Below are 12,358 nucleotides of genomic sequence, written 5' to 3'. Positions count from 1 at the left end.
CCCTCCCGCTCACCGTGCGCCGCGCAGCGCGGCGACCTTCTCGCCGAGTTCGCCGCGCCGGCGGTCGAACGCGCCGACCTGCGACACCATCCACTCGACGACGAGCCGCAGGTTGCTGTTCGCACGGATCGATTCGTCGATCATCAGCCCCGCATCGAGCGCATTGAATCCGGCCTCCCGCGCATGCTCGCGCGCCCCGGCCCGCTCCCAGCACACGGCGCTCATGCGCCACGCTTCGACCGTCATCAGCCCGTCCCGCGCGGCCGCGGTCGATGCCGCCGCGCGTTCGTAGCAATACGCCGCGTGCGCGTCATCCTTGTGCGTCAAGTGCACGCTCGCCTCGCCGAACAAGCCGTTCGCGACGAGCGTGTGCCCGGCCGGATGCCCGGCATTCACCGCATGCCTGCCGCTGTCGGCCGCCTGCCGATACGCGTCGATCGCACGCTCGCGATCGCGCCACTTCAGATACGCGGCACCGGCGATCAGGTGCACGACCACGCACTGGTCGAACCATTGCTCGCGCTCCGCCACCTTCAGCGCCGCCGCGCGCAGTGCCTCGAGCCGGGCCGGACTGCCGCTTTCGATCGCCTCGGTCAACGTCACGAACGCGCGCCGGAACTCGCCGCCCGGCCCCCGCTCGCCGGATTCGGCCAGCAGTTCGCGCGGCACGCTCGCCATCGCATAGCGGCCCTGCACGACGCGCACCGCATCGGGATGACGCTGCGGCAGCGCCGCCAATGGCGAGACGTCGGTACGCGGCACGACGAAGCGCACGCGCTCGCCGAGCGCCGGCGCGGCGGCCACGATCATCAGCAGCCCGTCGAGCCAGCGTGACCATGCCGCGTCGTCGCGCACCTGGGCGGGCGCCAGCACGAACACCATCGCGGGAAAAATGTCCGGGTGGTGGTGCATCAGGCTGTCGGCCACCGCGAGCAGATGCAGCACCGGGTTCGCCCCGTCGTCGCGCGGCGCCTGCCAGTCGGCGCGCAGTCCCTGCGCGTTGGAGGCTTCGCGGCGGCTGTCGTAGAACGCGACGAGTTCGTCCGCGAGCGCCTGCGCGTAACGCGATTCATTGACGAACGCCGCGCGCATCGTCCGCACCGCGCACGAGGTTTCGTCCTGCACCTGGAAATACAGCCGCACGAGCTGCGCATCGGTCTCGTCGGTCTGCCAGATCATCAGCCGGGCGGCGCGATCGTCCGCGAAACGCATCCAGTCCGCATGCGCATCCATGAACCTGCGCTCCACGGGGTTGGTCGGTTGCCAGTTCTGCATGCGCACGCCCTCGCGTCACGGATTCAGTTTCAGCACCGTGCCTTCGACGGTGTGCTCGCCGGTCGCCGACGACGTCACCGTCCTGCCGCGCACGCTGTGGCTGTCGGAGCCGCTCGACTCGACCTTGACGCCCTGGATCACGATCGTGCCGTCGCTTTGCATCACGATGCTGGACCGCCCGCAGACGAGCGCGAGCCGGTCGCCGGCATTGACGAGCATCTGGCGCTGCACGTTCGTCGTGTGGTTCGCGCCGACGGTGACGGAATGCTCGCCACCGACGGTGAGCACATGCGCATTCGAGATCGTCGACGTGCGCGCGCCGATTTCCTCGGTATGCGTCGCCGCGACCGTCGTCCTCATGTCCTGCGACGTCGTGTGATAAAGCTGCCCGACCGTGAGCGTCTTGGCTTCGCCGATCGTTTCGGTCTTGCCCTGCGCGACGGTTTCCTTGTGCGTGCCGCCGATGGTCGCGTCGCGATTCGCGCCGACCGTCACGGTTTCGTTCTGGCCGACCGAGCGCGTCCGGTTCCCGCCCACCCCGTGCGTCTCGTTCCCGCCGATCTGCGCGACCCGATGCTGGCCGATGGTCACCGTCTCGTTCTGCCCGACGTTGCGCTGCCGGTTGTTCTTCACCTGCATCGTCTCGTCGTTGCCGACCGTATGCGTATGGTTGTTGCCGACCGACAGCGAATGGTCGAGTTCGGTCTCCGCGTCGAAATTCCGCTCCGCATGCATCCATAGCTGCTCCGCGCCCTTCTTGTCCTCGAAGCGGAACGCGTTCGCATGCTCGGTCGTCCCGCCGGGCGACGACCGCGACAGCAGCCCGCTTTGCGTCGCGCTGCCCGGCAAGCTCCACGGCGGCATCCGTTCGCCGTTGTACACGCGCCCCGTCACGATCGGCTGGTCCGGATCGCCGTTCAGGAAATCGACGACCACCTCGTCGCCCACGCGCGGAATCTGCATGCCGCCGAAGCCGCCGCCGGCCCATGGGCTCGACACGCGCACCCAGCACGACGAATCCTGGTTGCTCTGCCCGTAGCGGTCCCAGCGGAACTGGAGCTTCACGCGGCCGTAGCGGTCGGTCCAGATCTCCTCGCCGGGCGGCCCGACGACGGTGGCCGTCTGCGGCCCGCTGGTGCGCGGCATCGGCGTGTCGCGCGGCGACCGGTAAGGCAGGCTCGACGGCTGCACGAGCAACTGAGATGCATGCACGACCGCTTCGGCGTCGGCCGCGCTCGCATACGCGTTCTCCTGAAACCGGTACTGGCACCGCACGATCAGGTATTCGCGGTTCTGGTCGGCGCGCGGGCAATGCGCGAGCGTGAACAGCCAGCCGGGCGCGACGCCGCGCACGTCGGTGCTGGCGCTCGCGCGCTCGTGCTCCGCCTGCCGCTCCTCGAGACGCACGCGGCTGGTGTGCGCGCCGGGCGCATCGTCGCGATAGCCGCCCGGCCACTCGAACGACGCAAAGCCGTCGTGGTCGTGGCCGCGCGGGTCGACCTTCTGCGCGGACAGGTCGGCGCGCGGCTTCGTGTAGTCATAGTCGCTGGTCTCGTGCTTGCCGACGCTCACCTCCTGCGCCGGCAGCCAGCTGTCGATATGCTCCTCGCCGGCGATCGCCGTGCGGTCGCGCGCGATGAACGGAATCGTCGCGTAGCCGGGCAGCGCCGCGTGCGACGACATCGCGTCGCCCAGCATCAGCGTGTGCGCCTGCGCCGCATGCCGGAACCAGTAGTAGATCCCTTCGAACTCCATCAGCCGCGACACGAACGCGGCATCCGTCTCGTTGTACTGCACGCAGTAGTCGCGCGGCACGTACGACTCGGTCAGGCGGCTCTCGATCGGAAAGCCATACGGCGCCAGCACCTCCTGCACGATCTCGGGCACGGTGCGGTTCTGGAAGATCCGGCAGTCGGAGCGGCGCGTCGCGAGCCACAGCCACGGGCGCACGGTCAGCACGTAACCGTAGTGCCGTTCGGCGCGCCGCCCGGCGAGCGACACACGCGCGACGATCCCGTTCAGGCAGCGGATCGATCCGTCCTGCTGCTCGATTCGCACCGTCACCGGCTTGCCGAGCAGGTCCTTCAGCGACAGGCTGTGGCTGCCGGCCAGCGCCTCGATCCGGAATTCGAACAGGCTGCCGAGCGCTTCGTCGCCGTCGAGGCTGTGGAATTTCAGGTCGTCGCCGAGCGGGCTGTCGAGGGTGAATACGCGATTCACGTCGTGGCCTCCTCGTCGAACCGGTAGACGAATTCGCCGTCGGCCGCGCTCACGTCGATCGACGCGAGCGCGCGGCCTTCGAGCGTCGCCTCGAGGATGGCCCGGCTGATCCGCGGCAGCATGGCGTGCGTGAGGATCGCGTCGACCATCCGGCCGCCGGATTCGATCGTCCGGCAGCGCTCGACGATCAGCGCGGTCGCGCTGTCCGCGCAATGCAGGCGGATGCCGTGGTGCGCGTCGATCCGCCGCGCGATGCGCGCGAGCTGCAGCGCGACGACGCGCGCGAGCGTCGCGTCGGTCAGCGGGTAGTACGGCACGACGGTCAGCCGGCCGAGCAGCGCGGCCGGGAACACGTCGCGCAGCGGCACGCGCAGCGCGTCGGCGAGCGCGTGCGCGCCGGGCAGCCGCTCCGGGTCGCGGCACAGCCGGATCACCTGCTCCGAGCCGACGTTCGACGTCAGCAGGATCACGGTGTGCCGGAAATCGATGTCGCGCCCTTCGCCGTCCTCCATCCAGCCCTTGTCGAACACCTGGAAGAACAGCTCGTGCACGTCGCGGTGCGCCTTCTCGATCTCGTCGAGCAGCACGACGCTGTACGGCCGGCGGCGCACGGCCTCGGTCAGCACCCCGCCCTGCCCGTAGCCGACGTAGCCGGGCGGCGCGCCCTTCAGCGTCGACACGGTGTGCGCCTCCTGGAACTCGCTCATGTTGATCGTGATCGCGTTGTGCTCGCCGCCGTACAGCGTGTCGGCGAGCGCCAGCGCGGTCTCGGTCTTGCCGACGCCCGACGGGCCGCACAGCAGGAACACGCCGTGCGGCTTCGCCGGATCGTCGAGCCGCGCGCGGGCGGTCTGGATCCGTTCGGCGATCAGCTCGACCGCGTGACGCTGGCCGACCACGCGCTCGCCGAGCGTGGCGGCGAGGTTCAGCACCGCCTGCGTCTCGTCGCGCACCATCCGCCCGAGCGGAATCCCGGTCCAGTCGGCGACGACGGCCGCCACCGCGTGCGTGTCGACGGCCGGCAGCACGAGCGGCGCATCGCCCTGGAGGTCGGCCAGCGCCTGCCGGGCGGCGGCGAGACGGCCCTGTGCGGCGGCGCGCGCATCCGCGTCGAGCGCACGCGACGGGTCGTCGTCGAGCAGCGCGGCGCGCGCCGCGACGATCGTCGCCAGCGCATCGCGCTCGGCCTGCCAGCGGGCATCGAGCCGGTCGAGCTCGGCCTGCGCGCCGGCGATCGCCGTGGCGATCGCATCGCGCCGCGCAGCGTCGCCGGTGCCGAGCGCGCACTCGCGCCCGATCCGTTCGTGCTCGACTTGCAGGCTGTCGATGCGGCGGCGCGCGTCCTCGATCGGCGCGGGCACCGCGTGCTGGCTGACGGCGACCCGCGCGCAGACGGTGTCGAGCAGGCTGATCGCCTTGTCGGGCAACTGGCGCGCGGGGATGTAGCGGTGCGACAGCGTCACGGCCGCCTGCAGCGCGTCGTCGAGCACGAGCACGCGATGATGGGCCTCGAGCTTCGCGGCAAGCCCGCGCAGCATCGCGAGCGCGGCCTCCTCCTCCGGTTCGTGCACGTGGACGAGCTGGAAGCGCCGCGTCAGCGCCGGATCCTTCTCGATGTACTGCTTGTACTCGGACCAGGTCGTCGCGCCGATCGTGCGCAGCAGCCCGCGCGCGAGCGCAGGCTTCAGCAGGTTCGCCGCATCGCCGGTGCCGGCCGCGCCGCCCGCGCCGACGAGCGTGTGCACCTCGTCGATGAACAGGATCGCCGGCCGGCCGGCCGACATCGCTTCGTCGATCACGCCGCGCAGGCGGCTCTCGAACTCGCCCTTCACGCCCGCGCCGGCCTGCAGCAGGCCGAGGTCGAGCAGGTACAGCGCGACGTCGCGCAGCGGCGGCGGCACGTCGCCCGCGACGATCCGCAGCGCAAAACCTTCGGCGACGGCGGTCTTGCCGACGCCCGCCTCGCCGACCAGCAGCGGATTGTTCTGCCGGCGCCGCAGCAGGATGTCGACGATCTGGCGGATCTCGGCATCGCGGCCGATCACGGGGTCGATCTCGCCGGCCCGCGCGCGCGCGGTCAGGTCGACGGCGAAACGCGCGAGCGCCGAGCCGTCGCCGGCCGCCGCCGCGGCAGAGGCCGGCGCGACACCCGCCGCCCCGGGCGCGTCGGGCAACGGCGCTTCCGGCGAGCCGTCGACGATCGCGTCGAGCGTGTCGGCCAGCACGTCCGGCACGATGCGCTCGAACTCGCGCGCGATCCCGACCAGCACGCCGCGCAACTGCGGCGTCTTCAGGATCGCGAGCACCAGCGTCGCGCCGCGAATCCGCGTCGCATCGTATTTGAGCGTCGCGTACACCCACGCACGCTCGACCGCATCGTCGATATGCACGGACAGGTCGGACACCGAGCCGGCGCCGCGCGGCAGCCGGTCGAGCGCCGCGACGAGCCCGCGCTCGAGCGCGGCGGCATCGATCTCGAAGCGGCGCAGGATGCGGTGCAGGTCGCTGTCCGGGCGCTGCAGGATCTGCTTCAGCCAGTGCGCGAGCTCGACGTACGGATTGCCGCGCAGCCGGCAGAAGCCGGTCGCCTGCTCCAGCGTCTCGTAGAGGAACGGGTTCAGTTTTCCGAACAGGGTGACGCGGCCGATATCGGACATGATGGTTTCCGTTCAGGCAGGTTCACGATCGGCGGGCGCGGGCGCAGCCTGCGCCGGGGAGCGGCGCAACGTGGATGCGTACGCGCGGCCGTCGATCACGAGATCGCGCGCGGGGCCCGGCTCGATGCGCCGCCCGAGCCACGCGCTGCGGCCGATCCCGTGCGGGCCGCCGAGCGCGGCCGACGGCACCGCGTCGTGCGCCAGTTCGAGCTGCACCTCCCAGTCGAACTCGATGCCGACGTATTCGCGCACCCATTGCGCGAGCGGCCGCGCATACGTGCCGCCCGGCAGGCATCGGCGGTACGCATCGAGCGACAGCGGCCCGAGCACGATCCGGAACCGCGACTGCGCATCGCGCACCGCGATGCCGAGCACCGCGCCGCCGAGCGGCTGCGTCGGCCGCGTCGCGCGGATCGCGCAGCGCTGCGCGCGCTCGATCGTCACCCATTGCGGCACATGCTCGACGATGCGCGCCGCGACGCCGAAATGCCGCCGCAGGATCTGCGCAAGCCCCTCCGGGTTGCGGGTGTGCCGCACCAGATGGCCGGCGTGGAAGCAGCGCGCGTGCGGCGCGAGCGCGTCGGCCGGGTCCGGCTGCGCCGCGTCGGGCGCGGCTCGCCCGATCAGGCTCGCGACGTAACCGTCGAACCGTGCGCGCGCGGGCCGGTCGAGGCTCACCGTCGGCTGCGCGTCGGCCCACGCGCGGTAGAACAGCAGGATCAGCCGGTGATGGAACAGGTCCGCGAACGCGGCGAACGCCGGATCGCCGTGCTGCGCCGCGCGCTCGTGCGCGTACTCGGTCAGGTGCGCGGGCAGCGGCCCGTTCGGGCCGAACAGCCCGAAGCCGTGGATCGCGATGCGCGGCACCGCGCCGCCGTCGTCGACGCCGGCCAGCATCGCCGCCGCGAACGCGAGCGACGGCGCCTGGCCGAGCCTGACCGGCTCGTCGCGCGGCCGCGCCGCATGGCCGAGCGGCGCATGGTCCGGCGCCAGCGCGTCGAGCCAGCGCAGCGCGTGGAACAGGTCGTAGCCGTGCGGCGCGGCGCGCAGGCGCGCGCGGAACGCATCGCGGCGCGCGGCGACGGCGGCCGGGTTCGCGGCGGGCGGGCCATCAAGCCTCTCGGGCTTCTCGCGCTTCATATCACGGGCCGCCTGCCGACGCGTGCCGGCCACTGCGCGAGCCGCCCGCGCTGCGCGCTCGTCAGCACGCATTCGGCGAACGCGTTGATCGACACGTGCCGCGCGAAGAACTGCTCGAGCACCGCGCCGAGCAGGAACGGGCTGTCGCCGGAGAACGCGTGGTCGTCGACGGTCACGTTGACCTGCACGCCACGCCCGAACATCAGCGGCGAAGCGGCCGGCAGGCGGCGTAACACGGGCTCGAACGCCACCCGTCGCACGCCATCGATCTGCCGGCGCATCGCCGCGTCGGCCGGGTCCGCGTGCAAGCCGAGCAGCTCGCGCAGCACGCGCGCCCCCGCCTCGTCGTCGAGATCGGTCAGCGTGTGCCGCGCGAGCCCGAGGTGGCGGATCAGGCGCCACGCCGTCTGCGCATCGGCGATCGGCGGGCGCGGCCGCGACGGCCCGCGCAGCGCGACGATCCGCTCGACCGGCGCCGACACGCGCAGCGTGAACGTGTGCGCATCGCCGGGCGGCTGCAGCAGCACGAGATCGCGGTTCGTGCACAGCGTGTCGACGGCGAGGTAGCGCATCGCTTCGTCGTACGGCGCGCACGCGCTGTCGACCAGCGACACGTAAGTCTCGCTGCCGACATAGCCGGTGCGCGTGCCGTTCGCACGCGCCTGCGCGGACACGAGCCGCGGCTCGCGGCGCACCGTGTAGTACGCGCCGTAATTGCCGTCATCTCCCGCGTACGACGCGTGAAACGGCCGAAATTCGCGCGCTTGACCGTCGTTGCGCTGCGGGTCGATCGCGAGCCGCTGCACCGCATAGACCTCGTAGTCGAGCGGGCGGCTGCGGTCGACCACGACGTGATGCTCGCGCGCGCCCGGCTGCACCGGAATGCGATCGCCGCGCCGCGCGAACAGGTTCACGGCCGGCGTGCAGTTCAGCGCGAGGTGCCGCGCATCGACGGCGGCTTCGAGCGCGGCGTCGTGCCGGTCGAACAGCAGCGTCAGCTCGCAGGTGTCGCCCGTCGCGTGCGCGAGCGCGGGCCGCAGCCCATCGATGCTGAAGAACAGGAAGCGCGCGGGGAACGCGAAATACTCGCGCAGCAGCCGGTAGCCGTGAAAGCTGCGGCCGTCGTCGGGCAGGATCGCCTGGCCGGGGTCGAAGCCCTGGTGGACGATGGCGTCCGCACCGAGCGCGTGCGCCCAGCGCGGCGGCTGGCCCGGGTCGTGCACGACCACGCCGAGCGTGTGCGCGGCGATCAGCTCGAGCAGGTGCAGCGCGTCCCGCTCCGGCCCGGCGAGATGGAGCATCAGCCGGTCGAGCGGCAGTTCCGCGAGACGCGCGCCGCCGCGCGCGGCGAGCCGGATCCGCAGCGCGCCGCGCACGTCCTGGCGTGCCGCGACGAAGCCATGCGGCAGGTAGGCCGGCGCGCCCGTCACGGCCGCGCCGGTCAATTCGAGCGGCCACAGCGTCAAGTCGTGCGCGGTGCGGAACTCGCACGCGGTCTGCTCCGACGCGGCGGGCCGCGCGCGCAGCGCGGTGCCGGCCGGCAGCGGCCAGCCCTGCGCGAGGCTGCCTTCGTTCATCAGCGGCGCGAACTGCACGATCGCCATCGACGGCAGCGGCGCCAGATAGCCCGGATACACCGCGTCCAGCAGCGCCTGCGTGAAGTGCGGAAACTCCGCGTCCATCTTGAGCTGCACGCGCGCGGTGAGGAAGCTGAAGCCTTCGAGCAGCCGCTCGACGTATGGATCGGGCGGCCCCGGTTCGTTCAGCCGCAGCCGCGCGGCGACCTTCGGGAACTGCTGCGCGAACTCGTCGCCCAGCTCGCGCAGGTACGCGAGTTCGCGGTTGTAGTAGTCGAGCAGGCGTGTTTCCATCGCGTCAGCCTCCCGCTGCCGAATGCAGCGACATTGCACCGGTTTCGAGGTCGAGCGCGGAGCGCAGCACGAACGCAATCGGGTGCGGCACCGACCACAACGTGCCGCGGATCTCGAACATCAGTACGTTGTGCCGCTGCTCGCCGGCCGCGCCGCCGGGCACGCCGGGCGTATCGGGCACGCTGCGCACCTCGACGCTCTCGGGTGCGATGCGCGGCTCGAAGCGCACGATCGCGTCGCGGATCGACGCCTCGACCGCCAGCCGCTCGACGCCCGACATCGGCTTGCCGACGAGCGGCCGCATTCCGTAGTTGATCACCGACGCCTGCGCGTGCGGGTACGCGTGCCAGTCGACGAAGCCGTCCTCCGCGTTGCGCGTATTGAGCAGCCACGCAAGATCGCGCAGCACCGCCGCGCGCAGGCGCTCGGCGCCGACCCACTGCGCGTCGGGCGGCTCGGTGCGCCGCTGCGGCTCGGCGTCGGTCAGCCGGTCGAGCAGCGCGGGCTGCAGCCGGTCGCGCATGCCGGCCTCGCGGCCGTCACGGGGGCGCGTGTCGTCCATGGTTCGGTTGGCCCGCCGTCACATCTCGGTGTTTTCCTTGATGTTCCAGCCGACCGACACCTCGGCGCCCTTGCCGCCGTTGTCGTTCTGCTGCCAGTACTGCTTCTTGACCTTCGCGGCCTGGAAGCCGTAGTGCATCAGCAGGCGGTCGGCCGCGTCGCCGGCGTCCACGCCGGCCACCTGCGCGGACGTGACGAGCACTTCCTGCAGCGTCACCCGCATGAACTCGACCTGCGTGCCGCCCGTCTTGCACGCCGAGATCTCGACCGTCGCCAGGTGCTTGCCGTTCGCGCAGTTCTTGATGATCGCGGGCGCGCCCTTGTCCATGTACGCGGCCACGACGAGATCGTTGAAGCTCGCCTTGCCCGCGTTGCCGCCGCTGCCGCTCGCCATCGCGCCCGGCTGGCTGGCGCCCCACGAGAACGTCTGGATGTCGGTCCAGCCCTTGTGCTGCGCGTCCGCCGATTCGCCGGTCACGCCTTCCACCTTCATGAACATCGCCACGCCCATCGCTGCCTCCGTTCCGGTTGAGATGCGCCGCCGCTCACGCGTTCGCCGCCTTCGCCGACGGCAGCCTCGAGATGAGCCGCAGCGACACGGTGAGCCCTTCGAGCTGGTAATGCGGCCGCAGGAAAAACTTCGACGCGTAGTAGCCGGGGTTGTCCTCGATCTCTTCGACGATCACGTGGGCCGCCGCGAGCGGCTTGCGCGCCTTGGTTTCCTGCGACGAGTTCACCGGGTCGCCGTCGACGTAGTTCATGATCCAGTCGTTCAGCCAGCGCTCCATGTCGTCGCGCTCGCGGAACGAGCCGATCTTGTCGCGCACGATGCACTTCAGGTAATGCGCGAAGCGGCAGCACGCGAACAGGTACGGCAGGCGGCCGGACAGCCGCGCGTTCGCGGTTGCGTCGGGATCGTGGTATTCGGCCGGCTGGTACAGCGACTGCGCGCCGATGAACGCCGCGAAATCCGAGTTCTTCCGGTGCACGAACGGCATGAAGCCGTTCTTCGCGAGCTCGGCCTCGCGGCGGTCGCTGATCGCGATCTCGGTCGGGCATTTCTGGTCGACGCCGCCGTCGTCGGTCGGGAACGTGTGGCACGGCAGCCCCTCGACCGCGCCGCCCGATTCGACGCCGCGGATCGACGAACACCAGCCGTACAGCTTGAACGAGCGGTTGATGTTCGCGGCCATCGCATACGCGGAATTCGCCCACGTGTAGCGCGCGTGGCTGGCCGCGTCGGTGTCCTCCTCGAAGTCGAATTCGTCGACCGGGCTGGTGCGCGCGCCGTACGGCAGCCGCGCGAGAAAGCGCGGCATCGCGAGGCCGACGTAGCGCGCGTCCTCCGATTGGCGCAGGCTGCGCCACGCCGCGTATTCGGTGTTCTGGAAGATCTTCGTCAGGTCGCGCGGGTTCGACAGCTCCTGCCACGAATCCATCTGCATCAGCTCGGGCGACGCGCCGGCGATGAACGGCGCGTGCGCGGCCGCGGCGATCTTCGACAGCTCGCCGAGCATCTCGACGTCCGGCGCGCCGTGGTTGAAGTGGTAGTCGCCGACGAGGCAGCCGAACGGCTCGCCGCCGAACTGCCCGTATTCCTCCTCGTAGACCTTGCGGAACAGCGGGCTCTGGTCCCACGCGACGCCCTTGTAGCGCTTCAGCGTGCGCGCGAGCTCGCCGCGCGCGACCGGCAGCGCCTTGATCTTCAGCAGCTCGTCGGTCTCGGTGTGCGTGACGAGGTAATGCAGCCCGCGCCACGCGCCTTCGAGCGCCTGGAACTCGCCGTGATGCAGGATCAGGTTGATCTGCTCGGACAGCTTGCGGTCGATCTCCGCGATGATCTGCTTGACGCTGCCGTACGCATCGGTCGTCACGCCGACGGTGTTTTCCAGCGCCTGCTGCGCGAGCGTGCGCACGGCGCGCTCGACCGATTCGCGCGCCTCGGCGGTCTTCGGCTTGAACGCCTTTTGCAGCAGCGCGGCGAATTCGTCGTGCGCGACGAGCGGCTGCGCGGTGCCGCGCGCGGCGGGCCGGGTCTGGGCGGATTCATTCATGGCGCGCCTCCGGGCCGGCCTCGCCGAGCCGGGCGGCCGGTGCGGCGCCGGCCGCGGCCTCCGCCGCCGGCTGCCGCACGAGCGCCTTCAGCAGCTCGGGATCGTTGATCGCGTTCTCGATCAGTTGCTCCGCGCCGTGCTTGCCGTCCATGTACGACAGCAGGTTCGACAGCTCGGTGCGGGCGTCGAGCAACTGGCGCAGCGCGTCGACGTGGCGCGCGATCGCGGCCGGCGAGAAATCGTCGATCCGCTCGAACGTCATGTCGACGTTCAGCAGCCCGTCGCCGGTCAGCGTGTTCGGCACCTGGAACGCGACGCGCGGCGCGATCGACTTCATCCGCTCGTCGAAGTTGTCGACGTCGATCTCGAGGAACTTGCGTTCCGGCAAATCCGGCAGCGGTTCGGCGCGCTTGCCCGCGAGATCGGCGAGCACCCCCATCACGAACGGCAGCTGGACCTTGCGCTCGGCCCCGTACGTCTCGACGTCGTACTCGATCTGCACGCGCGGCGCCCGATTGCGCGCGATGAATTTCTGCCCGCTGCCTGTTGCCTTGGTCCTGTCCGTCATCGTGTGCTCCTT

9 protein-coding genes are annotated in these 12,358 nt (G+C 71.0%); all 9 read right to left on the bottom strand.

What is annotated here, in order from left to right; translation table 11 throughout:
- Window positions 1-9 precede the first annotated feature (9 nt).
- Genes ABFO07_RS22000 through tssB form a run of 9 tightly spaced genes read right to left on the bottom strand, consistent with a single transcriptional unit; the run spans window position 10 to window position 12,346 of the window.
- Window positions 10-1,275, bottom strand: coding sequence for a hypothetical protein (locus ABFO07_RS22000; protein ID WP_347469565.1), 1,266 nt, complete (start codon window positions 1,273-1,275; stop codon window positions 10-12).
- A 15-nt stretch (window positions 1,276-1,290) separates the two neighbouring features.
- A complete protein-coding gene (gene tssI / locus ABFO07_RS21995) occupies window positions 1,291-3,495 on the bottom strand; it encodes a type VI secretion system tip protein VgrG (RefSeq protein ID WP_347469564.1) in 2,205 nt (734 codons plus the stop codon).
- Window positions 3,492-6,152: a type VI secretion system ATPase TssH gene (tssH, locus tag ABFO07_RS21990; RefSeq protein WP_347469563.1), complete on the bottom strand. Its 2,661-nt coding sequence runs from the start codon at window positions 6,150-6,152 to the stop codon at window positions 3,492-3,494. Before tssH ends, tssI begins: the two co-directional genes overlap by 4 nt.
- A gap of 12 nt (window positions 6,153-6,164) precedes the next feature.
- Window positions 6,165-7,292, bottom strand: coding sequence for a type VI secretion system baseplate subunit TssG (gene tssG, locus ABFO07_RS21985; RefSeq protein WP_060015149.1), 1,128 nt, complete (start codon window positions 7,290-7,292; stop codon window positions 6,165-6,167).
- Window positions 7,289-9,163 carry a type VI secretion system baseplate subunit TssF gene (gene tssF / locus ABFO07_RS21980; protein WP_060015147.1) on the bottom strand — a complete coding sequence of 625 codons (1,875 nt, stop codon included), beginning with the start codon at window positions 9,161-9,163 and terminating at the stop codon, window positions 7,289-7,291. The genes tssG and tssF overlap by 4 nt, the downstream gene beginning before the upstream one ends.
- A gap of 4 nt (window positions 9,164-9,167) precedes the next feature.
- Window positions 9,168-9,725, bottom strand: coding sequence for a type VI secretion system baseplate subunit TssE (gene tssE / locus ABFO07_RS21975; protein WP_059564032.1), 558 nt, complete (start codon window positions 9,723-9,725; stop codon window positions 9,168-9,170).
- 18 nt (window positions 9,726-9,743) lie between these two features.
- Window positions 9,744-10,235 (bottom strand): Hcp family type VI secretion system effector, encoded by a 492-nt coding sequence (locus tag ABFO07_RS21970; RefSeq protein ID WP_059907849.1) that lies wholly within the window; start codon window positions 10,233-10,235, stop codon window positions 9,744-9,746.
- A gap of 34 nt (window positions 10,236-10,269) precedes the next feature.
- On the bottom strand, window positions 10,270-11,778 hold the full coding sequence (gene tssC, locus ABFO07_RS21965) for a type VI secretion system contractile sheath large subunit (RefSeq protein ID WP_060015145.1): 1,509 nt from the start codon (window positions 11,776-11,778) through the stop codon (window positions 10,270-10,272).
- Window positions 11,771-12,346, bottom strand: coding sequence for a type VI secretion system contractile sheath small subunit (gene tssB, locus ABFO07_RS21960; RefSeq protein WP_060015143.1), 576 nt, complete (start codon window positions 12,344-12,346; stop codon window positions 11,771-11,773). The genes tssC and tssB overlap by 8 nt, the downstream gene beginning before the upstream one ends.
- Window positions 12,347-12,358: the final 12 nt, after the last annotated feature.

It is taken from the genome of Burkholderia stagnalis (assembly GCF_039848545.1).
GTDB classification, from domain to species: Bacteria; Pseudomonadota; Gammaproteobacteria; order Burkholderiales; family Burkholderiaceae; genus Burkholderia; species Burkholderia stagnalis.
This window is presented reverse-complemented; position numbering and strand designations above follow the sequence as displayed.